Origin of the sequence: Rhizobium sp. BT-226, assembly GCF_025847085.2 — a bacterium.
In the GTDB taxonomy this organism is placed as follows: Bacteria; Pseudomonadota; Alphaproteobacteria; order Rhizobiales; family Rhizobiaceae; genus Rhizobium; species Rhizobium sophorae.
Genome location: NZ_JAOYTI010000001.1, coordinates 209833 through 233815, shown reverse-complemented (window position 1 = coordinate 233815; position 23983 = coordinate 209833). Strand labels below are relative to the sequence as shown.

Here is a 23983-nt window from a genome sequence, read left to right as displayed (position 1 = left end):
CCCGAAGCTGACCTCGGTTCGCCGAAAAAAGCCAGCCCCAATAAAGGAGTAAATAGAATGCGTTATCTTCATACAATGGTTCGCGTCAAAGACCTGGACGCCTCGCTTGCCTTTTACACCACGCTGTTCGGGCTGGAGGAGATTCGCCGCCACGAAAACGAAAAAGGCCGCTTCACCCTGGTTTTCCTGGCCGCCCGCGACGATCTCGACCGTGCGCGCAGCGAAAAAGCTCCCTGCCTCGAGCTTACCTACAATTGGGACACGGAAGATTATAGCGGAGGACGCAATTTCGGCCACCTCGCTTATGAGGTCGACGATATTTACGCGACCTGCCAGAATCTGATGGACAACGGCATCACCATCAACCGGCCGCCGCGCGACGGCAACATGGCCTTCGTGCGCTCGCCCGATGGTATCTCGATCGAAATCCTGCAGAAGGGCAGCCCACTTCCAGCCACTGAGCCCTGGGCGTCGATGGGCAATACCGGCGCCTGGTAAGGGTTTTCGCCGCAAGGCTTTTGCGAGGCTTGCGGCTTTTTCGATTTCGGGTCCGGCCGGCGCCTCGGCGCTTGCCGCGATCCGACGCCGCAGGCAATCTCCTGGCGACTCGAAGCGGAAGAGAAGCGTTTTCGCTTATTTTCCGCATCAACTGGAGACTGTCGCTTGCGTAAGATGCAGATGCGGATGCCCGTGATGGGCGCTTTGCTGATCGCCACCTCGGTTCTGGCACTGTCCGGCTGCGCGTCGGACAAGAAGGCGCTCGATGCGGCGGCGACGAATCCGGTGGTTCCGGCGGTGCAAGCCGCAGCACCGCAAGTGGCCACGGCAGCGCCTGCAAGCCCTGCCCCACGTTCGGTCTATACCGATCCCCGGCTCGTCAACGTCTCCGGCGTCGAGGGCGCGCCTCAGGTCGTGGCACAGGATCCGAATGCAGCCGTCCCGCCCGCTGGCTCGGCAACGGCGGCGCCTGCCAATGTCGGCGGGCTCGTCCTGCAGTCGACCCGGATCAACGCGCAGGCGATGAGCATCTTTTCCGATCATCAGCCGGCGCCGCAGAACAACAGCACGTCGACTGTCATTCAGCCGCAGGCCTATGTGCCGGTGGAAGGTGCAGCACCGGCGCGAAGCAGCGTCTACAGCCAGCCGCCCGTGCCCCAACAGCCGGCAGAACCGGTGCTGCCGCAGCAATCCTCGCAGAATAACAGCACGCAGCTTGCGCCCGTGCAGACGGCGTCCTTGGCGACGGGCAGCATTCCGACCTCGACGATGAACGCGCTCTACAGCGCGCCGAAGCAGAACCTGCTCGGCAGCCTCTCGGGCCTGCTGCACAAGGCGGCCCTGCCCGGCATGACGCGTATCGGGCCGAATGGGCTACATCTCCAGAACGACAAGGTCGAGGTCGGCTGCTTCAAGCCCGACCTGCTGAAGGTGATCAAGATGGTCGAAAGCCATTTCGGCCGGCCGGTCATCGTCACCTCCGGCTATCGCGACGAAGAACACAACCGCCTCGTCGGCGGTGCTGACGAATCGATGCACAAGAGCTGCGAGGCCGCCGACATCCAGATCGACGGCGTGACGAAATGGAATATCGCCGCCTATATCCGCTCATTGCCGGACCGCGGCGGCGTCGGCACCTACTGCCACACGGATTCGGTTCACCTCGATACCGGCAAAACCCGCGACTGGAACTGGGGCTGCGGCGGCAAACGTGCACCGATAACGACGGCAAGAGCGATCTGACGGCCGCGCGATTTCGACATTACGTTACGGCAGCGCCGCCTCGTCTCGTTAAAGAAACAAGTGGCAGCCTATTGATTCAGCTTCAATAATCGGCGTCTCGAATGCAGTCGGTTTTCCTGTCATTTTTTTGAAAGAAAACCGCAATTGCCGCTTGCGGGATTTAAAACGCCTGACTATAAGGGCGCCACCACGAAGGAAGCGCCCTTCGTCTATCGGTTAGGACACCAGATTTTCATTCTGGGAAGAGGGGTTCGACTCCCCTAGGGCGTGCCACTTTCTCTTCATCAAGAAGCCATCACTTCCGCTTGCAGAAGCCAGCGCGCGCTCCTATTTTAACGGGGCTGCCTGCGCCCTTCGTCTATCGGTTAGGACGACAGATTCTCATTCTGTAAAGAGGGGTTCGACTCCCCTAGGGCGTACCACTCCTGGTGATAGGCCGTCGTCTTCCGTTTCGATCGACGTTGGCCGGCCCTATGAGTCCCCTCGAGGAGAACCCTTCGGATTCGCGCGACGTTGCCCATCCTAGCTGCCGGCTTGATTTTTCTCCGCTCCGCCGTAGCCTGCGCCTCGATTTTCCACAGGAGCAAAAAAATCGGCGAAAACGATGATTTTTTCGTGTCTTGGCGCTTGCGGCCTTCGAAGGTGCTGACTATAAGGGCGCCACCACGAAGGAAGCGCCCTTCGTCTATCGGTTAGGACACCAGATTTTCATTCTGGGAAGAGGGGTTCGACTCCCCTAGGGCGTACCACTTTCTCTCCCTTGACACTTCCCATCCTCATCGCTCTTGCGCGACTGCTCTATTTCGCCGGCGCTGCATCGCAGACGCGCAGCTGGATGCGGCGTGCGCCCTGGTAGTGGTCGGCACCGAGCGAACCGGCGACATGCAGGTTGGCGCCGCGTGAATTGATGAGAAGATTGCCAAGCGGCGTATCGGCGGCGCGGAAGGCGATGCCGTCGAGCCGCGATCCGTCCATTGCCTCCAGCGTCACCTTCACATGTTTCTCGCCGACGAGGCGGGCGTCGCGCAGACGATGCGCCGGCACGGCAAAGAGCGGCTGCGCGTGGCCGGAGCCATAAGGGCCGGCGGCCTCCAGGCGGTCGATGAGTTCGAGGCTGGCGCCGCTTGCGCCGATCGCACCGTCGATCTTCAAGGTCTCGTTGGCGACGAGGCCTGCCACCGTTTTTGCCGCTCTCTCCGTGAAGAAGGTCCGCAGCCTGCCGAGATCGGCGCGCTCGACCGTCAGGCCCGCGGCCATGGCGTGGCCGCCGCCTTTGACGAGCAGACCCTCGTCGACTGCGGCCCGGACCATCCTGCCCATGTCGAAGCCGTTGATCGAGCGACCCGAACCGGTGCCCCGGCCGGAAGGATCGAAGGCGATCGCGAAGGCAGGCCGTTTGAACTTTTCCTTCAGCCGCGCCGCAATCAGGCCGACAATGCCGGGATGCCATTTCTCATGCGCGGTGACGATGACGGACGCGCCCTCGCCGTCGCCATATTCGGCGAGCGCCTCGGCTTCCGCCTCCTGCAGCATGATCGCCTCCATCGCCTGGCGTTCGCGGTTGAGCTCGTCGAGACGCTGGGCGATCATTTCCGCCTCACCGGCGTCATCAAGCGTCAGCAGCCGGCTGCCGAGTGCCGCGTCGCCGATCCGCCCGCCGGCATTGATGCGCGGGCCGATCAGGAAGCCGAAATGATAGGGTGTCACCGGGCCGGCCAGCCCCGCCTTGCGGAACAGTGCTGCCAGCCCGGCATTGCTCTGGTGGCGGGCAGCGACCAGCCCCTTGACCACATAGGCGCGATTGAGGCCCTTCAGCGGCACGACATCGCAGACCGTCGCAAGTGCGACGATATCCAGCCATTGCAGCAGATCAAGCGCCAGGATGCGCTTGTTGCCGGCCGCGCGCAGCATCCGGAGCGTCGCGACCAGCACCATGAAGACGACGCCGGCGGCGCAAAGGTGCCCCTGCCCCGAGAGATCGTCCTCGCGGTTCGGGTTGACCAGCGCATGGCAGGACGGCAGCTCATGTGTCACCTGGTGGTGATCGATGACGACGACATCGATATTGCGCGCGGTAGCGGCGGCCAACGCCTCGTGGCTGGTGGAGCCGCAATCGACGGTCACGATCAGCTGAGCGCCATTGTCGATCAACTGGTTGATCGCCGCCGGATTGGGGCCGTAACCTTCGAAGACGCGGTCGGGAATATAGATGGTCGCCTTGACGCCGAAATGACTGAGAAAACGAAACATCAGCGCCGAGGAGGCTGCGCCGTCCACGTCATAGTCGCCGAAGATCGCGACGCTCTCACCACGCTCGATCGCGCGCAAGAGGCGGTTCGCGGCCTTTTCGCAATCGGTCAGCTTATGGGGATCGGGCATCAGGCTGCGAATCGTCGGATCGAGGAATTCGATCGCCTCGTCTACCGTCACGCCGCGCCCGGCAAGCACCCGGGCGATCAGGTCCGGCAGTCCGTGGATTTGCGACATGGCCAGCGCGCGGTTCTGCCCGGCCTGGTCGAGCCGCGCGACCCAGCGATTGTCGAGCGCGGATTTCTCCACGCCGAGAAACGCGCGCTGTACGGGATCGACGAGATCTGCCATGCCACACTCCGCTGACTTCATCTGCTCTTTCTACAGGAGCAGCGGAGATAACATAGCGATGGATTTGCAGACACGGATTTTTACCAAAACACCGCCCAGATGATCATGGCGATGCCGGCGAACTGTACCAGCAGGAACGAAAACAGCGTCAGCAGAATGGCCCAGTTGCGGCCTTCCGTGTTTTCCTCGTCATCAGCCTCATCAGAGATCTCTTGAGGAATTTCACGGTAGGCCGGCTTGAGGATTTCCTCAGGCAAATCAGGATGGTTCGGCGGCACGTCGCTCGGGTAGCCATACCCCTTCCCGGCGTGGCTGTCCTTGCTCATGAAATTCTCCACCCAGACGACTCACCATCTTAGGTTTAGTTATATCAATATTTCGGTATCTGTTAATATAGCCTTCCGTAACGAAAGGTTGAATAGATAACAAAAAAACCGCCCTGCAGGGACAGGGCGGCGCAATGGTCCTCCGGGACGAGAAAAAGGCTCAGCCTTCCTCTTTCGGCCGCTCGATGCGAATCACCTGCGGCTCGCCGAAGAGGTAACCTTCCGACTTGATCGAGGCGACCGCCTTGCGCACCGACTCTTCCATCGTCGCATGGGTGACAAGGATGATCGTCTGGTGGTGCGATGGCGCCAGGTGCTGCTTGGAGCGCTGGACGATCGATTCCAGCGAGATGTTGTTTTCGGCCATGCGGGTTGCGACGCTGGCAAAGACGCCGGTACGGTCGAGCACGGTCAGGCGGATGAAATAGCCGCCCTCGTGGCTCTGCATCCGCGCCTTGCGGTAGGGCTCCAGCGTCGTTGCGGGATGACCGAGCACAGGCACGCGCTGGGCGCCCGGCTGGCTCTTGGCGATATCGGCGATATCGCCAAGCACCGACGAGGCCGTGGCGTTGCCGCCGGCACCAGGGCCGACCATCAGCAGTTCGCCGAGCACGTCGGATTCGATTGCCACCGCATTGGTGACGCCATCGACCTGGGCGATGACCGAATCGACCGGCACCATCGTCGGGTGCACGCGCTGCTCGATGCCGGTATCTGTGCGCTGGGCAACGCCTAAGAGCTTAATGCGATAACCGAGCTCGGCAGCGGCGTGGATATCCTCGATCGAGATATTGGTGATGCCTTCGAGATAGATGTCGTCGGCCGCGATCTGATTGCCGAAGGCGAGCGTCGTCAGGATGGAAAGCTTGTGGGCCGTGTCATTGCCCTCGATATCGAAGGCTGGATCAGCCTCGGCATAACCCAGCCGCTGCGCTTCCTTGAGGCATTCGGCGAAGGAAAGCCCCTCCTTCTCCATCTTGGTCAGGATGTAATTGCAGGTGCCGTTCATGATGCCATAGATGCGCGAGACGGAATTGCCCGTCAGCGATTCACGTAGCGCCTTGATGACCGGGATGCCGCCGGCGACTGCCGCCTCGAAGTTCAGCAGCGACCCCTTCTCCTCGGCGATCGTCGCAAGCTCGACGCCGTGATAGGCAAGCAGCGCCTTGTTGGCTGTCACCACATGGAGACCACGCTGGAGTGCCGTGCGCACGGAGATGTTGGCAGCCCCTTCGGCGCCGCCCATCAGCTCGACGAAGACGTCGATATCGCCCTTTTCGGCAAGCTCCTCCGGCCGGTCGAACCAGGCAACAGTGGAAAGATCGATGCCGCGATCCCTCGCCCTGTCACGCGCCGAGACAGCCGTGATGGTGATCGGACGACCGCAGGTAACGGCAAGCTCGTTGCTTTTCTGCTGAATGATGCGGACAAGCGAGGCGCCAACGGTGCCCAAGCCCGCAATGCCGATTCTGAGGGCATCTGCCATGGATCGATCCTGAAATATCTGTGTGGCGGCAGCCGCCGGACGCGGCTGCCGGAGAGTTGGATTAGCGGTGTGCGTTCAGCGAGATGACGTTGTGCATCGTCTCGTCTGCCGTCGACATGAACTTCTTGATGTTGCGCGCAGCCTGGCGGATGCGGTGTTCATTTTCGACAAGGGCCAGACGGACGTAGTCGTCGCCCATTTCGCCGAAGCCGATACCCGGGGCAACGGCGACGTCGGCCTTCTCGACCAGCAGCTTGGAGAATTCCAGCGAACCGAGATGACGGAACTTTTCCGGGATCTTCGCCCAGGCAAACATCGTCGCAGCCGGCGGCGGCACGTCGAACCCGGCCTTGCCGAAGCTTTCGACCATGACGTCGCGGCGACGTTTATAGACGTTGCGGACTTCCGCAATGTCGGAACCATCGCCGTTCAGCGCATGCGTCGCCGCCACCTGGATCGGCGTGAAGGCGCCGTAGTCGAGATAGGACTTGACGCGGGTGAGCGCCGCGATCAGCCGCTCGTTGCCGACGGCAAAGCCCATGCGCCAGCCGGGCATGGAGAAGGTTTTCGACATCGAGGTGAACTCGACGGTCACGTCCATCGCGCCCGGCACTTCGAGAACCGACGGCGGCGGGGCGCCGTCAAAGTAGATTTCCGAATAGGCGAGGTCGGAAAGCACGATGATGTCGTGCTTTTTCGCAAAGGCGATGACGTCCTTGTAGAAATCGAGCGTCGCGACAAAGGCCGTCGGGTTCGAGGGATAGTTGAGGATCAGCGCCAAGGGCTTCGGGATCGAATGCCGGACGGCACGTTCGAGCGGCTCGAAGAAGCTCGCATCCGGCTCCACCGACATGGAACGGATCACGCCGCCCGCCATCAGGAAGCCGAAGGCGTGGATCGGATAGGTAGGGTTCGGGCAGAGGATCACGTCGCCAGGCGCGGTGATTGCCTGCGCCATGTTGGCGAAGCCTTCCTTGGAGCCCAAGGTGGCGACCACCTGGGTATCCGGGTTGAGCTTGACGCCGAAACGGCGGGCATAATAGGCGGCCTGGGCGCGGCGCAGGCCCGGAATGCCTTTGGAAGAGGAATAACGGTGCGTGCGCGGATCCTGCACGACCTCGCAGAGCTTGTCGACGATCGACTGGGGAGTGGGAAGGTCGGGGTTTCCCATGCCGAGATCGATGATATCGGCGCCGCCCGCTCGCGCGCTTGCCTTCAAACGGTTGACCTGTTCGAAAACATAAGGCGGCAAACGCCGGACTTTGTGAAACTCTTCCATCTCATTCCCCATGGAAAGGCGGCATTTCGGGCCGCAGTCGAAGTTCGTTCCGTCTCCCGGCGGCTGCGACACGAACTTCAGAATCGCAACGCCGTATTCATCAGACCCAAGCGACGCGGCGAATCTTTGACGGAAAGGCCGCGAAACGCGCTTTATCGGGAAAATTGTATCTTCCGATCCTTGCCGAAGGCTTTGCGTCCAAATTGCCTGAAAGGCAAGGTCTATTTGGAGATTTCAGACAGCGTATCGGTGCCGTGCTCGGCGGCGAGACGCCGCATTTCGGCGACCTTGGCCTGATATTCGGCTTCCGAAAGCGCGCCTGCCTTGCGCCGGGCGGCAAGTGCCGTCAGCTGATGCTGCAGTTCGGCCGCCTGCTCGTCGCTCATCTGGACATTGGCGGCGGTCAGCGGAGCGCCGAAATTCGGATAGCCGTCCGGGTATTTTGCAAGGCCGCCCTCGGCCGCCTCGCCCTTGGTGGCGGGCATGACGACGGCGGTCGGCGCCGCTCGCTTGGCGGCGGCTGCGGCTTTTTGTTCCGCCGTCAGATTGCATCCGGCAAGAGCCATCGCTGCCGCGGCGCAGATCAGTGCGGTACGGTTGAAGGTTGCGATGCGCCGAATGCCGTTCTTCGTCATGCCTCAAAAATCCAGTTTTGACTGCTTCGACTGTTAAATTTGTCGCAGCCACAAAGCAATAGCATGAGCCGATGCGGGTGGAACTTGTTTTCTCGTTCGATCACGATGTACAACGAATGGATAAAAAGAGTGGTGCTGCCGCCGGAGGAAATGGTGACCGACAGCAAGCAGGAGAATGGCGGCAAGGCCGGCTTCGACGCGACCGATCTCGATCCCTATCTGTTGAAGGATCCTGAGGCCATGGCGATGAATTTCGCCCGGGCGCTCGAAAATCTCGGACAAGCAGCGTCTGCCTGGCTTGCGCCGCGCGAACGCGGCGAGATCACCGAAAGCGCCGCCGATCCGATGACCGACATGGTCAAGACGCTTTCCAAGGTCACCGAATACTGGATTTCCGATCCGCGCCGAACCTTCGAGGCACAGACGCAGCTGATGTCCTCGTTCTTCGGCATCTGGATGCGCTCGATGCAGCGAATGCAGGGCGATCCCACGCCACCCGAGCCGGACACCCGCAAGGACAAGCGCTTTTCGGACGAGGACTGGCAGAAGAATCCGTTCTTCGATTTTCTCCGCCAGGTCTATTTCGTCACGACAGACTGGGTGGAAAAGATGGTGTCGGAGACCGAGGGCCTCGACGAGCACACCAAGCACAAGGCCGGCTTCTACGTGAAGCAGATCACGGCAGCGCTTTCGCCGACCAACTTCATCGCCACCAATCCGCAGCTCTACCGCGAGACGATTGCGACCAGCGGCGCCAATCTGGTGCGCGGGATGAAGATGCTGGCCGAGGATATCGCTGCCGGACATGGCGACCTTCGCCTTCGCCAGACCGACATGACGAAATTCGCCGTCGGCCGCGACATGGCGCTGACGCCAGGCAAGGTGATCGCCCAGAACGATATCTGCCAGATCATCCAGTACGAGGCATCGACCGAAACGGTGCTGAAGCGGCCGCTTTTGATCTGCCCGCCCTGGATCAACAAGTTCTATATTCTCGACCTCAACCCGCAGAAATCCTTCATCAAATGGTGCGTCGACCAGGGGCAGACCGTCTTCGTCATCTCTTGGGTCAACCCGGATGCGCGCCACGCCGACAAGGACTGGGCGGCCTATGCCCGCGAGGGTATCGATTTCGCGCTGGCGACGATCGAGAAGGCGACCGGCGAGAAGGACGTCAACGCCGTCGGCTACTGTGTCGGCGGCACGCTGCTGGCCGCGACACTAGCGCTGCATGCCAAGGAGAAGAACAAGCGCATCAAGAGCGCGACACTCTTCACCACCCAGGTCGACTTCACCCATGCCGGCGACCTCAAGGTCTTCGTCGACGAGGAGCAGCTTGAATCGCTGGAAGAGCATATGCAGGCGGCCGGCTATCTGGACGGCACGAAGATGTCGATGGCCTTCAACATGCTGCGCGCCTCCGAGCTGATCTGGCCTTATTTCGTCGACAACTACCTCAAGGGCCAGGATCCCCTGCCCTTCGACCTGTTGTTCTGGAACGCCGATTCGACCCGCATGGCGGCGGCAAACCATGCCTTCTACCTGCGCAATTGCTATCTCAAGAATGCGCTGACGCAGAACGAGATGATCCTCGACGGCAAGCCGGTGTCGCTGAAGGACGTGAAGATCCCGATCTATAATCTCGCCACCCGCGAGGATCACATCGCACCTGCCAAGTCCGTCTTCCTCGGCAGCCAGTTCTTCGGCGGCAAGGTGGAATTCGTCGTCACCGGCTCGGGACATATCGCCGGCGTCGTCAACCCGCCCGACAAGAAGAAATATCAATATTGGACCGGTGGTCCCGCCAAGGGGGACTACGAGACCTGGCTCGAACACGCGACCGAGACGCCGGGATCGTGGTGGCCGCATTGGCAGGCCTGGATCGAGGCGCATGACGGCAGGCGCGTACCGGCGCGCAAACCCGGCGGCGATGCGTTGAACGCGATCGAGGAAGCGCCGGGGAGTTATGTGATGGAGCGCGCCTGAGAAGGCCCAACACATCTCTTTTTGAGACGTCGAAAGAAAGAGCGACGCCGCGTAAACACATTAGAAACCATAATTCGTCATCCTTGCGAGACAGTCGGACGTCGCGGGTGGTCTAAATTCGGCCCATTTGCGCCTGTACCGGCCCCCGGCGAAGTTTAATCAGTCAGTGCCGCCGGCCTGCGTAGCGAGTTTGAAAGACGAGTGTAGTATGGCGTGTGCGGTCGGGACGTTGGATGACGTCACCCCTCTTGGCGGATCTGCTTTCCGTTGGCGCAGATCTCGCGGTTTCCTTTACGGTGTTGTCGGCGCCGGATTTTTGACCTCCACCTGGCTGATCGCAACCTTCGCGACGATGCACTCGATAGCCGCTCCCTATTCTCCGCCGGATCGTCTGGCACAGCTCGGCATTGCGCCGAAGGTTGCGCCTTCACCGCGCCATGAGAGGCTGATCCATGTCGGCAAGGCCGACCGGCTGACCGCCTTCGATGCGAAGCCGAAGGTCCCGCTGACGGCGAGCCTCATTCAATCCCATGCCGAAAAGACCGCCGCCGCTGCAACAGCACTGGCGGTTCTCGCCAAAAACAATCGGTTCGCCATGGCTGCCGAGCAGCCGGTCGTGGCAGCGATCTCCGACAGCGCCAAATTCCGCAAGGACGACGTGATCGCGGCGGCGGCGGTCGAGATCGCCTCGGCAGAGACGGAAGAAGACGACGGCGACCGGATCATCGTTCCCTCGAAAGAGGCGGTCGCTGCAGCCGAACTCCCGACCCTGCTTGCTCTTGCCGATGCCGGATCCCGGCAAATCGCGCCGTCTCCGGTCGAGCCAGCTGCACCTCCCCTCAAAACGGCCTCGATTCCCGCATCTGAACCAGCTCCTGTGGTTGTCGCCGCCGCGGAAGACGCGCCACCCTTCGATCTCGTGCTGGCGCCGGACGACGGTTCGGTGCCGCTGCCGATGGCGCGTCCCGACGGATTGATTGGCAAACCGACACCGGCCTCCAAGGGTTTGCAGCGCTCCGCCGAGCCTGTGCTTGCCTACGCCCAGCCGAACTCGCCGATCGAGGATGACGAGGACGATGCCGTGCCGCGCTACGACAAGCCGGTCTTCTCGCCCAAACTGCGCGCAGGCGTGGCGATCTACGATATCGAGAACAGCACCGTCTATCTGCCGAACGGCGAGCGGCTCGAGGCCCATTCCGGGCTCGGCAAGATGCGCGACAAGCCGCGCTTCGCCAACAAGAAGATGCGCGGACCGACACCGCCGCACACCTATGTTCTTACCATGCGCGAGAGCCTTTTCCACGGCGTCGAGGCGCTGCGGCTGACACCTGTCGAGGGTTCGGACGCCATCTATGATCGTGTCGGCCTGCTCGCCCACACCTACATGCTCGGCAAGAACGGCGATTCCAACGGCTGCGTCTCCTTCAAGGATTACAAGCGCTTCCTCGCCGCCTACAAGCGCGGCGACATCAAGCAGCTCGTGGTGGTGGCGCGGCTGAACAACAAACCGTCTTCGACGCTCGCCTCGCTATTTTCGCGGCGCAGCTGAGGATTGGCGAGCGCACTGCCGCTTGCCCGGCAGCGGACGCTACTTCAACCAGGCTGCGATTCGCTCTACCGCCTCGGCGATCTCCGCTTGCGAGCCCGCATAGGAGAGACGCAAGCTTCGATTTCCCTCCAGCGGATCGAAATCGAGACCGGGCGTTGCGGCGACGTCGATTTCCGCGAGCATACGTTTGGCAAAGCCCATGCTGTCATTGGTGAAGCGGCTGACGTCGAGATAGGCGTAGAAGGCGCCGTCCATCGGCGAGGCGATGGAAAACCCGATCTGCGGCAGTCGCCGCATCAGCAGTTCGCGGTTGGCGGCATAGCTCGCCTTGTAACGATCGAGCTCGGCGCCAGCGCCAAGAGCGGCCGTGGCGGCGATCTGGGAAAGCTCGGGCGGGGAAATATAGAGGCTCTGCGCCACCCGCTCGATCGGCCGAACCAGGCGCTTGGGAAGCACCATCCAGCCTACCCGCCAGCCGGTCATGCAATAATATTTGGAGAAGGAGTTGATGACGATCGCCTCGTCGGTCAGCTCCAGCGCGCTCGCCTCCTCACCGGCGAAGGTCAGCCCGTGGTAGATTTCATCGGAGATGAAGGCGATGGAATGGGCCGCGCAGTAATCAGAAAGCGCCTTCAGTCCCTCGCGGCCGGTCACCGTACCCGTCGGGTTGGCGGGGCTTGCGAGCAGCACGCCTTTCAGCCTCATGCCGCTTTCCTTCTGCGCCGCTTCGAGGCTTTGCGGCGTCAGGGTGAAGTGGGTCTCGGCCGTTACAGGCACTTCGAGAACCTTCAGGCCCAGCGCACCGAGGATATTGCGATAGGCGGGATAACCGGGTCTTGCGATCGCCACCGCATCACCGGCATCGAAGAGCGACAGGAAGGCGAGATTGAAGCCGGCCGAGGAACCAGTGGTGATGGCGATGCGCTGGGGATCGATCTCCAGGCCATGGCGATCCTTGTAGTGCCAGGTGAGCGCCGATTTCAGCCGCGCCGTTCCCAGCGCATCGGTATAACCGATCCGGCCTTCGGCAAGGGCTGCCCGCGCCGCTTCGAGGGCCGCCTGAGGTGCCGGATGCGAAGGCTGACCGACCGCCATCGAGATCACCGGATGACCGGCCGCACGCCGCTTTGTCGCCTCCGCCAGGACGTCCATGGCGTGAAAAGGCTCGACTTCGCTGCGTTTCGATATGGAAAACAAGATCGTTTCTCGCTCAGCTTCTGCAATCACGGCCCGACAATTGCCGCATTAATCGGCTCATCACAATCCCGCGAGGGCCGCGCGGGGACGAAAAATTCTGGTTTGAGCAGAACCGAACGCACCGTACCTTGACGCAACGCATTCAAGTCCATTAACCCGGCGACGGTCTTCTCGATGAAGAGACGACCATATCGCCGATGACGAGGATATCATGGCATTCTTCCCGAAGACCTTCACCGCACTGGCGCTTGCCGCATCGATCGCCCTTCCGCTTCCGGCGGCAGCGCTCGACGACCAGCAGAAGAAGGAGTTCGGCGAATTCATCAAGCAATACCTGATCGAGAACCCCGAGATCATGCTCGAAGTCCAGGATGCGCTGCAGAAGAAGCAGGAGGCCCAGCGGTCGGTAAAGGCCAATATGGCGATCGAAGAGAACAGCACCGACATCTTCGAATCGAAGAACGACGTCACGCTCGGCAATCCCAAGGGCGATGTCACTGTCGTCGAATTCTTCGATTATAATTGCAGCTACTGCCGCCATGCGCTTCCCGACATGCAGGCGATGCTGAAGAAGGACAAGAACGTCCGTTTCGTCCTTAAGGAATTCCCGATCCTCGGGCCGGATTCGGTCGCCGCCCACAAGGTGGCCGACGCCTTCCGCAAGCTCGCACCGGAGAAATATGCCGATTTCCACGTCGCCCTTCTCGGCACCGAGGGCCGTGCCTCTGACGAAACAGCGGTCGCGGTCGCTGCCTCGCTCGGCGTCAGCGAGGACAAGATCCGCGCCGAGATGGCAAAGAGCCCGAATGACGGTATAGTCCAGGCGACCTACCAGCTCGCCTCCAGTCTCGGCATCAGCGGCACGCCGTCCTATGTGATCGGCAACGAACTGGTGCCCGGCGCCGTCGGGCTCGACGATCTCGAAGCCAAGGTTAGGAACATGCGCAGCTGCGGCAAGACCGCCTGCTGAGCAAACCAAGCGCCGAACGATAGCCCATCAAATCGCCAAAATCGAAGCGTTTCAACCATGTGGACAAATGTGGCACGATTGCCGCTGGCCAATCCGTAAGGGCTTTCATTCAGCCTTCGCGGAGTCTATAGGTTGCCGTCGTACCTTTTACGGAACATTCGATGACGCAAACGATTTTTGTCCTGAACGGCCCCAACCTGAACATGCTGGGTAAACGAGAGCCCGGCATTTATGGCGGCAAGACGCTCAAGGACATCGAGGCGGACTGCAAGGCTGCAGGCCGCGAACTCGGATTTGATATCGATTTCCGGCAGAGCAACCACGAAGGCACGCTCGTCGACTGGTTCCATGAGGCCGACGACAAGGCCGCCGGCGTTGCCATCAACGCGGGCGCCTATACGCATACATCGGTCGCGCTGCATGATGCGATCCGCGCTATTTCCATTCCCGTCGTCGAACTCCACATATCCAACGTGCATGCACGGGAAGAATTCCGCCACAAGTCGATGATCGCGCCGGCATGCAAAGGCGTCATCTGCGGCTTCGGGCCTCACAGCTACATCCTGGCGCTCCACGCGCTGAAGAACATCACGGCATAAGAAGAAGACAGGGCAACACCATGGCTGAAAAGAAATCGGGTATCGACCAGGCACTGATCCGCGATCTCGCCAATATTCTGAACGAAACGGATCTGACAGAGATCGAGGTCGAGCAGGACGACCTGCGCATCCGCGTTTCGCGCGCCGGCACGCCGCAATATGTCCAGGCGCCGATCGCAGCACCGGCCTTTGCCGCGACCGCAGCCACCGCTGCGGCAGCTGCTGCCGCGCCTGCCGCAGCTCCCAGCCGCAACCCGGCCAATGTCGTCAATGCACCGATGGTGGGTACCGTTTACATGGCGCCGGCTCCGGGCGCGCGTCCCTTCATCGAAGTCGGCGCAACCGTCAAGGAAGGCCAGACGTTGATCATCATCGAAGCGATGAAGACGATGAACCAGATCCCCTCGCCGAAGTCAGGCAAGGTGACCGAAATCCTCGTCGATGACGGGCATCCCGTCGAATACGGCCAAGCCCTCGTCGTCATCGAATAGGCCGATGCCCATGATTTCGAAAATCCTCATCGCCAATCGCGGGGAAATCGCCCTTCGCGTGCTCCGGGCCTGCAAGGAGCTCGGCATCGCCTGCGTGGTGGTTCATTCCACCGCCGACGCCGATGCCATGCATGTACGCCTTGCCGACGAAAGTGTCTGCATCGGCCCGCCCTCCTCGCGCGAGAGCTATCTCAACATCCACCAGATCGTCGCCGCCTGCGAGATCACCGGTGCCGACGCCGTGCATCCGGGCTACGGCTTCCTGTCGGAGAATGCCAAGTTCGCCGATATCCTCGAAGCCCACGGCATCACCTTCATCGGCCCGACGGCGGACCATATCCGCATCATGGGTGACAAGATTACCGCCAAGACGACGGCGCTCGAGCTCGGCATTCCCGTCGTTCCAGGCTCGGACGGCGAAGTGAAGACCGAAGAGGATGCGCTGAAGACGGCCGCCGAAATCGGCTATCCCGTGCTGATCAAGGCCACGGCCGGCGGCGGCGGACGCGGCATGAAGGTCGCCAAGAGCGAGGCCGACTTGATCGAGGCCTGGTCGACGGCGCGCACGGAAGCGGCAGCCGCCTTCGGCAACGATGCCGTCTACATGGAAAAATATCTCGGCAAGCCGCGCCACATCGAAATCCAGGTATTCGGCGACGGCGAAGGCAATGCCATCCATCTCGGCGAGCGCGACTGCTCGCTGCAGCGGCGCCATCAGAAGGTCTGGGAAGAGGCGAATTCGCCGGCACTCAACGTCGAGCAGCGCATGAAGATCGGCCAGGTCTGCGCCGACGCCATGAAGAAGCTGAAATATCGCGGCGCCGGCACGATCGAATTCCTCTACGAAAACGGCGAGTTCTATTTCATCGAAATGAACACCCGCCTGCAGGTGGAGCATCCCATCACCGAAGCGATCACCGGCATCGACCTCGTTCACGAGCAGATCCGCGTCGCTTCCGGCGGCGGTCTCTCGGTGACGCAGGATGAAGTGCATTTTTCCGGTCACGCCATCGAATGCCGTATCAATGCCGAGCACCCGCGCACCTTCGTGCCTTCGCCGGGTACGATCACGCATTTCCACGCGCCGGGTGGCCTCGGCGTGCGCATCGATTCCGGTGCCTACCAGGGCTACAAGATCCCGCCCTATTACGACAGCCTCATCGGCAAGCTGATCGTGCACGGCCGTACCCGCGTCGAATGCATGATGCGCCTGCGCCGGGCGCTCGACGAATTCGTCGTCGACGGCATCAACACAACGTTGCCGCTGTTCCAGGACCTCGTCTCCAACCAGGATATCGCCAACGGCGATTACGATATCCATTGGCTTGAACACTACCTCGCCAAGACACCGGCAGCATAGGACAGGAATGGCAGGATCGCGCAGGAAGTCACCAGGCATAACCCCTGACATTCTCCTGCGCGCCTATTCCATCGGCCTCTTCCCGATGGCCGAATCCGCCGACGACCCGGAGATCTTCTGGGTCGAACCGGAACTGCGCGGCGTGCTGCCGCTCGACCATTTCCACGTGTCGAAGAGCCTTGCCAAGGCAGTGCGCAGGAAACCCTTCGAGATCCGTTTCGATCACGCTTTCGATCAGGTCATCGCGGCTTGCGCGGAGGAGACGTCCGGGCGCCCGAGCACCTGGATCAACAGGACGATCCGATCGCTTTACGCGACGCTCTTCGACATGGGTCATGCCCATACCGTCGAAGCCTGGGAGGGCGATAAACTGGTCGGCGGCCTCTACGGCGTCTCGCTCGGCTCGGCCTTCTTCGGCGAAAGCATGTTTTCGCGCCGGACGGACGCCTCGAAGATCTGCCTCGTGCATCTGGTCGACCGGCTGCGGGAAAGGGGCTTCACCTTGCTCGACACACAGTTCACCACCGAGCACCTGAAGACATTTGGAGCTATCGACGTTCCGAAGGCTGATTATGCCGCGATGCTTGCCGCGGCGATGGAATCGCCGCACCTTAAGTTTTAGGCCCGATCGATTCATCCAAGCGTTGATTTTTCAACCGAGTTCGTTAGGTCCCGGCCCAACGGGGATAGAACTTTGAAACGATATAATGCGGCCGCGATCCTTGGAGCGGCCTGTACTACTCGACCGGCCTCTAGAATGTTGTGCGGCGAATGAAGAATGGCTTTACTGAGCTATTCTCCCACGCAGGGCAAATCTATGGAACAGCGCTTCACATTCGATCAGGTCGCGAACGTATACAGGGAAACACGCCCCGACTATCCCGAAGCTCTCATCGATGATGTGGTCTCGTATGCCAAACTGAAACCAAGCGATATCGTTCTCGAAGTCGGCTGCGGAACGGGTCAGGCAACGAAGAGCTTCGCGACGCGGGACTTGCAGATCCTTGCGATTGATCCCGGGCAGGAAATGGTCCGCACCGCACGTGAAAGCTTGGCGAATTTTTCCAACGTTGACGTGCTCGAGACAACGTTCGAGGCTTGGCCTGTTCACAATGCCGTCTTCCCACTGATCATTGCGGCACAGTCGTGGCACTGGGTCTCTCCGGAGGTGCGGTTCGTAAAAGCAGCCGAAGTGCTTTCGCCTAATGGATCATTGGCGGTCTTCGGACATGTTCCTGTGGGGATACCCACGTCCCTGCTTGAACAGTTCAAAGGAATATTCCTGCGTCACACTGGTGGCTGGGGGACTCCGCCGGAAGCTTGGTATCTGCCCAGTGGCCCATTCAAACGCTGGTTTGACGAGTCGAGATTGTTCGGGGCGGTGGAGCACCGGTGTTATTCGTGGAAGTGGCAGCACACAACATCGAGCTACATCAATTTCTTACGCACCCGATCGGATGTTCGGATGCTCACTCCAGCGATACGCGAAGAGCTGCTCGGCGAAATCGCAAAAGCGATCGACAGTGAAGGAGGAGAGTTCAGCTTGGACTACGAAACCCACCTCTACATTGCTCGCCGTGTTGACCACGGCGACTAGATTCTGATTCTGTTTGCTAAGGTCGAACGGAAACCACAATTGGCCGGACTGATTTCCGTCCTCACACGGCGCTTGGCAAGATACCGATACCGTTGAGCACCTTTCGAGTCAGGCTCTGAGAGGCTTTAGCGCGCTGTCGCCTTGGCGCCGTCGGGAGCCGGGACGTCCGAGTTCGCCTTGCAATCCTTCAGCCAGACGTCGTAGATCGGGTGCTCGACGGCGTTGAGGCCGGGGCTGGCTGCGAACATCCAGCCGGTGAAGATGCGGCGGATCTTGCGGTCGAGGGTGATCTCGTCGACCTCGACGAAACCGTCGATCTTCTGTGCTTCCGACTGGTCGCGCGAATAACAGGCCTTCGGTGTCACCTGCAGCGCACCGAACTGTACCGTCTCGTTGACATAGACGTCGAAGGTCGTGATGCGGCCGGTGATCTTGTCGAGGCCGGAAAAGACGGCAACCGGATTTTCGATGCGTGCGGCATGTGCCGCAACTGGCGGAAGCAGGGCCGAGAGCGCCAGCAGCGATCCGGCGGCACGCAGGACCATGTTCCGCGTGAAGAGCTTCATATGTACCCGTCTCCAGACATTTTCAGTTCACGGCCGCGGTCAAGCGCGGCCAACCTGCGGGTAAAGGTCAATTGTGGCCAAAAGCCGGGTCTTGGGATCGCCCGGTCGAGCCGTCTCAGTTGCCTGGCGTCCAGGCGTCGTAATCGCCGGTGACGCGCGGACGTTCGCCCGGAACGGCGATGGAGCCCGGCGGACGATAGGCCTGCGGCGAACCGGTATGGTTGGGCCGGTGCGGCTTCTGCCATTCCTTGGCGACGTAGTTTTCCCTGGACGGAGGAACATCGGTGCGATGATGCATCCAGCCATGCCAACCCGGCGGAATCGCGGAGGCTTCGGCATAACCCTTGTAGATCACCCAGCGCTTCGGCAGACCGTAGGAGGACATGCCGCCTTCGTAGTAGACGTTGCCGAATTCATCCTCGCCGACGCGCTTGCCAAAACGCCAGGTCGCAAAACGCGTGCCCATCGTCTGACCGTTCCACCAGGTAAAGGTCTGAACCAGAAGATTCCACATGTCTTTTCCTTGTGCCCGCCAGATGCGAGCCAAACCAGAATTCGTTTCCTCGCTTATGCCGTCGCCAAGCCGAATTGTCCAGCGATTCCGCGACAGTCACGGGTCATTTCAAAGCCAGCTTGAAGCCGAGATGCGAGGGCTTGAAGCCCAGCCTTTCGTAGAAACGATGGGCATCCTTGCGTATCGCATTCGAGGTCAAGGCAACCCGCCCGATACCGCGGCCTTTTGCCTCGGCAATGGCGAATTCAATCATCAGTCCGCCGACCCCCTGCCCGCGCATATCGGCGCGTGTCTGCACCGCCTCGATAATCATCGCCGAGGAGCCACGGCCGGTGAGCGAAGTCGTCACCATCGTCTGAAAAGTGCCGACGACCTCGCCGCCGCGCTCTGCGACGTAAAGCGTCTGGTCGGGCGAGGCCTCGATGATGGCAAATGCCCTGACATAATCTGGAAAGGCTTCAGCTTCGGTGGTATCCCCGTGACCGCCGAGTGCGTCGGCCGAAAACATAGCCACCAGCGCAGGCAGGTCGTCCTTGCAAGCTTCACGGATATTCAAATCTTGTGGCATCACACTTTTCTACCTATGTAGGAATCGGACGATGATTGTTGCAGAAGGAAAAAGGCGGATGTTCTTGAGCGATATCCGTGAGGTCGGATACTCCGCTAGGGACATTTGGCTTAGAATTGCACTATCAACACTAGTGATTGTTCTCGGCTTCTGGCTTTTCGATGGAACTTTGAATTCGTTTTTCCTGTCCGTCCTCTGTGGGCCGCCAATTGCGTACTACCTATTTTGCAATCTTTATATCCTGATCTTTTCATCCAATAAGACGATCATTGCGATAGGCCCAAATGGCTTTAAAGATCTTCGGCTAATGCAAGAATTAATTCCGTGGCCGGCAGTCGCACGCATCGAGGCGGCGGCACCCACGCTGGCGCAAAGGATTTTGCGAACAATTTATCTGGTTCTGGGCAACCTGTTGTCGGCATCGCCGGGAACGGACGCAGAAGGCACCGGAGATACAATCGCTGTCTGGTGTCGACCAGGCAGCATTCAGGGTCGCAAACCGGTGTTCTCACTATTCCATACCGCACGTGCCACGAATGAACTTCGGCAACTGCGCATCGAAACGAGTGGCCTTACCGTCAGCACGGAGCGACTGCTGCAACTGCTCCAGACCTACCACAGCCACCACAAGGCACTCAGCGATACGGGCGTTTAACCCGCCAAGCGCTTCTCCAACACCAATGCCGGAATGCCGGATTGTCCGGCCCCGTCATTCTCGTTGCGGCCGATCTCGGTGAAGCCGTGCGTGAGATAGAAGGCGATCGCCGCAGCGTTTTGCGGTTCGACTTCGAGGCGCATGATCTCCGCATCGGGAAAGCAGGTTTCGAGCTCGGCGAAGATATCGCGGCCGATACCCTGGTGCTGCAGCGCCGGCCTGACATAGAGGAGATGCAGCATGACCGTTTTCGTCAATGCCTGCGACATTGCCGCATAACCCATGCCGCCGATATTACGGCCGTCATCGGCAACGAGGAATTCGGCATCCTTTCGCACCAGCCGCGCCTTCAGCGCCGCCGGCGAAAAGAGATGGGCGACCAGTTCATCTACTTTAGCTCGGCCATGGAGACCGTCATAGGCGGCATGAAAGCTCTCCGCCAGCAGCGCGCGCACCTTCTCCAGGTCGCGCTCGCCGGCAGTGCGGACGAAATACACCGCTTACTCCTCGATGCCGAGCTTCGCCTTGACGAGGGCCTGAACAGCCTGCGGATTGGCCTTGCCGCCGGTCGCCTTCATCACCTGGCCGACGAACCATGCCGCCATGGTCGGCTTCGCCTTGACCTTTTCGACCTGGTCCGGATTGGCGGCGATGATCTCGTCGACGGCCTTTTCGATCGCGCCGGTATCGGTCACCTGCTTCATGCCGCGCGCTTCGACGATCTCGGCGGGATCGCCGCCCTCGGTGAGCACGATCTCGAAGAGATCCTTGGCGATCTTGCCGGATATGGTTCCCGCCTTGATAAGATCGATGATGGCGCCGAGCTGGGCCGGCGAAACCGGCGTCTGCTCGATGTCCTTGCCGGTGCGGTTCAGGGCTCCAAGCAGATCGTTGATCACCCAGTTGGCCGCCGTCTTGCCGTCACGGCCTGCGGCGACCGCTTCGAAATAATCGGCAATCGCCTTTTCGGAAACGAGCACCGAGGCGTCGTAGATCGACAGGCCGAGCTCGCGCACGAAGCGCTCCTTCTTGTCGTCAGGCAGTTCCGGCAGATCGGCTTCGAGCGCCTTGATGAAGGCATCGTCGAATTCGAGCGGCAGCAGATCCGGATCGGGGAAATAACGATAGTCGTGCGCATCCTCCTTGGAGCGCATCGAGCGCGTCTCGCCCTTGTTCGGATCGAACAGGCGGGTCTCCTGATCGATCTTGCCGCCATCCTCCAGAATGCCGATCTGGCGACGGGCTTCATATTCGATCGCCTGGCCGATGAAACGGATGGAGTTGACGTTCTTGATTTCGCAACGCGTGCCGAAATCCTCGCCCGGACGGCGGACGGAGACGTTGACGTCGGCGCGCATCGAGCCCTCGTCCATGTTGCCGTCGCAGGTGCCGAGATAACGCACAATCGAGCGCAGCTTGGTCATATAGGCCTTGGCCTCGTCGGACGAGCGCATGTCCGGCTTGGAGACGATCTCCATCAGGGCAACGCCGGAACGGTTGAGATCGACATAGGACATGGTCGCGTGCTGGTCATGCATCGACTTGCCGGCATCCTGCTCCAGGTGCAGGCGCTCGATGCCGATCTCGATATCCTCGAACTGGCCCTGGCGGTCCGGCCCGAGAGAAATGACGATCTTGCCCTCGCCGACGATCGGATCCTTGAACTGCGAGATCTGATAGCCCTGCGGCAGGTCGGGATAGAAATAGTTCTTGCGATCAAACAGGGAGCGCTTGTTGATCTGGGCCTTCAGGCCGAGGCCGGTGCGAACAGCCTGCTTGACGCATTCCTCGTTGATGACAGGCAGCATGCCGGGCATGGCGGCGTCGACCATCGAGACGTTCGAATTCTGCGGCTTGCCGAATTCCGTCGAGGCGCCGGAGAAGAGCTTCGAATTGGACAGCACCTGGGCATGGACTTCCATGCCGACGATGACTTCCCAGTCGCCGGTGGCGCCGGGGATGAAGCGTTTCGGATCAGGCGTGCGGACGTCGACAAGGGTCATCTGATGCTCTTTGCAGGCTGTTCTTTTCCACTGGTGAGGTAAAGGAAATGGCGTGCCGGTGCAAGGCTTTCGCCATGACGCGCATTGCGGTTTTGCCGTCCATTAACGGAGCCGCGGTAGGGTTCCCCTATGACGATGATCGATATTATCAAATGGGCCTTCCTGTTTCTGGCCCTGAACCTTTTAGTATTCTCGATCTATTTCAGGGACAAGCAGGCGGCGCGCCACGGCAAGCGGCGCATCAGCGAGCGCACACTTCTCTTGCTGGCGCTGATCGGCGGCAGCCTTGGCGCGGTGGCGGCACAGCAGTTGCTGCGGCACAAGACGAGAAAGGAGCCGTTCCGGTCAATCCTGGCGGCGATCCTGATCCTCCACGGCGCGCTGATTGCTATCCTCGCCTTCGTGCCGCAATGGGGCCTTCTGCTTCCTCAGGATTTTTGAAGCGTCAGAATTCCTGGCCATATCCACCTTGGCCGTCCGAAACGAGCTGTTTCGTCAGTCCAACGGAGGGCACGTCGCGGTCGAGCTTTGGATTGTAGGCAACCGAAAGCCAATGAATGCTATAGCCGTGCTTCTGGAAGAAGCCGATCGCCTCGCTATTGCCGGAATGGGTCTGCATCGCCGCCTTCTCGAAGCCCTGATCGGCAATCTCCTTTTCGATGCGGACGAGAAGGGCCGAACCGAGACCCTGGCGGGTGAATGCGGGATCGATCCAGAAATCCGAGATGGTTTCGTCCAATCCCTCACGCGCCGCCCAGCCCGCGACCTGGCCGTTCTGCTCGACGACGGTGATGGTCAGCCAGTCGTTTTCCACGAAGTTCCGGAAGGCGTTGCGCGCCGCGTCGATCATCGCGTCCGATTCGCCGATCGACGCCATCGCCTTTTGCCAGGCCCTGAGCCCGATCTCGCTCAATAGCTCCGCTTCACCGTCGCGGGCATTGCGAATGTGGATCAACGACACCTCCGCGTTACGCCTCAACTAGACCATTGAGTCGCGGATTTTACCAGTAGCTCCAACAGGATGATCGACCGAAACCGCGGTTTTCGGCTGGTTTTGAGAGGCAAACACGTCTTGACCGAATTTTCCGGGCTGAATAATAGGTCTTATCGAGGTGTTTTATGTTGAGCCTGCCTGAGACCCGGTAAAGGCCCTGCCCGCAAGTTTCCTTGCGCGCATGGGCCCGAAAAAAACGAAGCCCTGACGTTCGAATGAGCGCCAGATCGTTTTTGTGCGCCCTGCCGGGCGCGATACCGGATCTCAACATATGGACATTTCTCGCACGGAGCAGCGAATCCTGCATCTCATGGCCCAAGGCGGCCGCATCGAAATTACCCGCGACGACGACAGGAAGATCGAGGCGGTCAGTTGCTTCACTCGCGACGGCTGGCTCTATCCCGGGGTCGACCTCGATCTCTTCCGCAGGCTGAAGCGGCTGAAGGCAATCAAGTCCTCAGGCGGCCACCCCTACCGGATCACCGAAAGAGGGCTGAAGTTGGTCAGGTCTCAGCTGAACAACAGGTAATAGTGGCACTCCCGATCGCGTCTCGAACGGGGCGATCGGGGGTGTCGCCTCAAACCTTTGCAGAGAGTTCCGTCCGCATCGCCGACCACTCGACTGCCATCGTGCCCGTGCCCCGCGCCTTGCCGGCGCGGCGATACCAGTAGTCGGCATTCCAGTCATCGCCCTCGATGCGATGGCAAAGGGCGTGCCCCCAATCGAACGGCTGTTCGCCTTCGTGGCGCTGGCAGATGTCGTGCACCGCCTGCCAATCCGCACCCATGGCGAAACCGCCGGCAGAGAGGCGATCGAATGCCTCGATTAATTGCGCAAGATCATTGTTCGCCATAAGACCCCCTCCT

At 60.6% G+C, this 23983-nt stretch carries 26 protein-coding genes and 3 tRNA genes; 16 read left to right on the top strand and 13 right to left on the bottom strand.

Annotated elements, in window-relative coordinates; genetic code table 11:
* The first annotated feature begins 57 nt into the window (after positions 1-57).
* From gloA to OIU37_RS01325, 5 genes are all read left to right on the top strand, one after another.
* Positions 58-498, top strand: a complete 441-nt coding sequence (gene gloA / locus OIU37_RS01345; RefSeq protein ID WP_017988206.1) for a lactoylglutathione lyase — start codon at positions 58-60, stop codon at positions 496-498.
* 174 nt (positions 499-672) lie between these two features.
* Positions 673-1740, top strand: coding sequence for a D-Ala-D-Ala carboxypeptidase family metallohydrolase (locus OIU37_RS01340; protein WP_372353357.1), 1068 nt, complete (start codon positions 673-675; stop codon positions 1738-1740).
* Positions 1741-1938: 198 nt separating this feature from the next.
* A tRNA-Glu gene (locus OIU37_RS01335) sits at positions 1939-2013 on the top strand.
* A 74-nt stretch (positions 2014-2087) separates the two neighbouring features.
* Positions 2088-2162 (top strand) — tRNA-Glu (locus OIU37_RS01330).
* A 252-nt stretch (positions 2163-2414) separates the two neighbouring features.
* Positions 2415-2489: transfer RNA gene (locus OIU37_RS01325), tRNA-Glu, on the top strand.
* A gap of 49 nt (positions 2490-2538) precedes the next feature.
* Here OIU37_RS01325 and recJ read toward each other — a convergent pair.
* From recJ to OIU37_RS01300, 5 genes are all read right to left on the bottom strand, one after another.
* Positions 2539-4341, bottom strand: a complete 1803-nt coding sequence (gene recJ / locus OIU37_RS01320) for a single-stranded-DNA-specific exonuclease RecJ (RefSeq protein ID WP_171602301.1) — start codon at positions 4339-4341, stop codon at positions 2539-2541.
* Positions 4342-4421: 80 nt separating this feature from the next.
* On the bottom strand, positions 4422-4667 hold the full coding sequence (locus tag OIU37_RS01315) for a hypothetical protein (protein WP_129420740.1): 246 nt from the start codon (positions 4665-4667) through the stop codon (positions 4422-4424).
* A gap of 160 nt (positions 4668-4827) precedes the next feature.
* Positions 4828-6153 carry a homoserine dehydrogenase gene (locus OIU37_RS01310; RefSeq protein ID WP_171602300.1) on the bottom strand — a complete coding sequence of 442 codons (1326 nt, stop codon included), beginning with the start codon at positions 6151-6153 and terminating at the stop codon, positions 4828-4830.
* A 61-nt stretch (positions 6154-6214) separates the two neighbouring features.
* Complete coding sequence (locus OIU37_RS01305) at positions 6215-7432, bottom strand: LL-diaminopimelate aminotransferase (protein WP_018445590.1); 1218 nt, start codon at positions 7430-7432, stop codon at positions 6215-6217.
* Between the two features lie 221 nt (positions 7433-7653).
* Positions 7654-8067 carry a hypothetical protein gene (locus OIU37_RS01300; protein WP_020049736.1) on the bottom strand — a complete coding sequence of 138 codons (414 nt, stop codon included), beginning with the start codon at positions 8065-8067 and terminating at the stop codon, positions 7654-7656.
* A 150-nt stretch (positions 8068-8217) separates the two neighbouring features.
* Between OIU37_RS01300 and OIU37_RS01295 the strand changes: the two genes are divergently transcribed.
* Positions 8218-10053 (top strand): alpha/beta hydrolase, encoded by a 1836-nt coding sequence (locus tag OIU37_RS01295; protein ID WP_264257438.1) that lies wholly within the window; start codon positions 8218-8220, stop codon positions 10051-10053.
* Between the two features lie 208 nt (positions 10054-10261).
* The gene (locus OIU37_RS01290) at positions 10262-11602 is read left to right on the top strand and encodes a DUF2778 domain-containing protein (protein ID WP_264255124.1); all 1341 of its coding nucleotides are present in this window, start codon (positions 10262-10264) and stop codon (positions 11600-11602) included.
* Positions 11603-11641: 39 nt separating this feature from the next.
* Here OIU37_RS01290 and OIU37_RS01285 read toward each other — a convergent pair whose 3' ends face one another.
* The gene (locus OIU37_RS01285; RefSeq protein ID WP_264255123.1) at positions 11642-12799 is read right to left on the bottom strand and encodes a pyridoxal phosphate-dependent aminotransferase; all 1158 of its coding nucleotides are present in this window, start codon (positions 12797-12799) and stop codon (positions 11642-11644) included.
* A 211-nt stretch (positions 12800-13010) separates the two neighbouring features.
* Between OIU37_RS01285 and OIU37_RS01280 the strand changes: the two genes are divergently transcribed.
* From OIU37_RS01280 to OIU37_RS01255, 6 genes are all read left to right on the top strand, one after another.
* Positions 13011-13769, top strand: a complete 759-nt coding sequence (locus OIU37_RS01280) for a DsbA family protein (RefSeq protein WP_182209630.1) — start codon at positions 13011-13013, stop codon at positions 13767-13769.
* Between the two features lie 161 nt (positions 13770-13930).
* Positions 13931-14368: a type II 3-dehydroquinate dehydratase gene (gene aroQ, locus OIU37_RS01275; protein WP_168316810.1), complete on the top strand. Its 438-nt coding sequence runs from the start codon at positions 13931-13933 to the stop codon at positions 14366-14368.
* Positions 14369-14388: 20 nt separating this feature from the next.
* Complete coding sequence (gene accB, locus OIU37_RS01270) at positions 14389-14859, top strand: acetyl-CoA carboxylase biotin carboxyl carrier protein (protein ID WP_240603431.1); 471 nt, start codon at positions 14389-14391, stop codon at positions 14857-14859.
* Positions 14860-14863: 4 nt separating this feature from the next.
* Positions 14864-16219 (top strand): acetyl-CoA carboxylase biotin carboxylase subunit, encoded by a 1356-nt coding sequence (accC, locus tag OIU37_RS01265; protein WP_180695284.1) that lies wholly within the window; start codon positions 14864-14866, stop codon positions 16217-16219.
* 7 nt (positions 16220-16226) lie between these two features.
* The gene (gene aat, locus OIU37_RS01260) at positions 16227-16841 is read left to right on the top strand and encodes a leucyl/phenylalanyl-tRNA--protein transferase (protein ID WP_180695285.1); all 615 of its coding nucleotides are present in this window, start codon (positions 16227-16229) and stop codon (positions 16839-16841) included.
* A gap of 156 nt (positions 16842-16997) precedes the next feature.
* Positions 16998-17816, top strand: coding sequence for a class I SAM-dependent methyltransferase (locus tag OIU37_RS01255; protein WP_319004689.1), 819 nt, complete (start codon positions 16998-17000; stop codon positions 17814-17816).
* Positions 17817-17941: 125 nt separating this feature from the next.
* Here the strand turns inward: OIU37_RS01255 and OIU37_RS01250 are convergent, their stop codons facing one another.
* The 3 genes from OIU37_RS01250 to OIU37_RS01240 form a co-directional block, all read right to left on the bottom strand.
* On the bottom strand, positions 17942-18382 hold the full coding sequence (locus OIU37_RS01250) for a DUF2155 domain-containing protein (RefSeq protein WP_164023712.1): 441 nt from the start codon (positions 18380-18382) through the stop codon (positions 17942-17944).
* 115 nt (positions 18383-18497) lie between these two features.
* On the bottom strand, positions 18498-18896 hold the full coding sequence (locus OIU37_RS01245) for an NADH:ubiquinone oxidoreductase subunit NDUFA12 (RefSeq protein WP_180695286.1): 399 nt from the start codon (positions 18894-18896) through the stop codon (positions 18498-18500).
* Positions 18897-18999: 103 nt separating this feature from the next.
* Positions 19000-19464, bottom strand: coding sequence for a GNAT family N-acetyltransferase (locus OIU37_RS01240; RefSeq protein ID WP_180695287.1), 465 nt, complete (start codon positions 19462-19464; stop codon positions 19000-19002).
* A gap of 31 nt (positions 19465-19495) precedes the next feature.
* Between OIU37_RS01240 and OIU37_RS01235 the strand changes: the two genes are divergently transcribed.
* Positions 19496-20119 (top strand): hypothetical protein, encoded by a 624-nt coding sequence (locus tag OIU37_RS01235; RefSeq protein WP_244956147.1) that lies wholly within the window; start codon positions 19496-19498, stop codon positions 20117-20119.
* Here OIU37_RS01235 and OIU37_RS01230 read toward each other — a convergent pair.
* Positions 20116-20616 carry a GNAT family N-acetyltransferase gene (locus OIU37_RS01230; protein WP_180695288.1) on the bottom strand — a complete coding sequence of 167 codons (501 nt, stop codon included), beginning with the start codon at positions 20614-20616 and terminating at the stop codon, positions 20116-20118. The two genes, OIU37_RS01235 and OIU37_RS01230, sit on opposite strands and share 4 nt — an antisense overlap.
* 3 nt (positions 20617-20619) lie before the next feature.
* The gene (gatB, locus tag OIU37_RS01225; RefSeq protein ID WP_222306329.1) at positions 20620-22122 is read right to left on the bottom strand and encodes an Asp-tRNA(Asn)/Glu-tRNA(Gln) amidotransferase subunit GatB; all 1503 of its coding nucleotides are present in this window, start codon (positions 22120-22122) and stop codon (positions 20620-20622) included.
* Positions 22123-22251: 129 nt separating this feature from the next.
* Here gatB and OIU37_RS01220 point away from each other — a divergent pair, with 129 nt between their 5' ends.
* Positions 22252-22563, top strand: a complete 312-nt coding sequence (locus OIU37_RS01220) for a DUF1294 domain-containing protein (RefSeq protein WP_171602291.1) — start codon at positions 22252-22254, stop codon at positions 22561-22563.
* A gap of 4 nt (positions 22564-22567) precedes the next feature.
* Here OIU37_RS01220 and OIU37_RS01215 read toward each other — a convergent pair whose 3' ends face one another.
* A complete protein-coding gene (locus OIU37_RS01215) occupies positions 22568-23077 on the bottom strand; it encodes a GNAT family N-acetyltransferase (protein WP_130682417.1) in 510 nt (169 codons plus the stop codon).
* A gap of 310 nt (positions 23078-23387) precedes the next feature.
* Between OIU37_RS01215 and OIU37_RS01210 the strand changes: the two genes are divergently transcribed.
* Positions 23388-23645, top strand: a complete 258-nt coding sequence (locus tag OIU37_RS01210) for a YjhX family toxin (protein ID WP_168308764.1) — start codon at positions 23388-23390, stop codon at positions 23643-23645.
* Positions 23646-23694: 49 nt separating this feature from the next.
* On the opposite strand, the gene OIU37_RS01205 is transcribed toward OIU37_RS01210, so the two are convergent.
* Positions 23695-23970, bottom strand: coding sequence for a hypothetical protein (locus tag OIU37_RS01205; protein ID WP_264255122.1), 276 nt, complete (start codon positions 23968-23970; stop codon positions 23695-23697).
* Positions 23971-23983 lie beyond the last annotated feature (13 nt).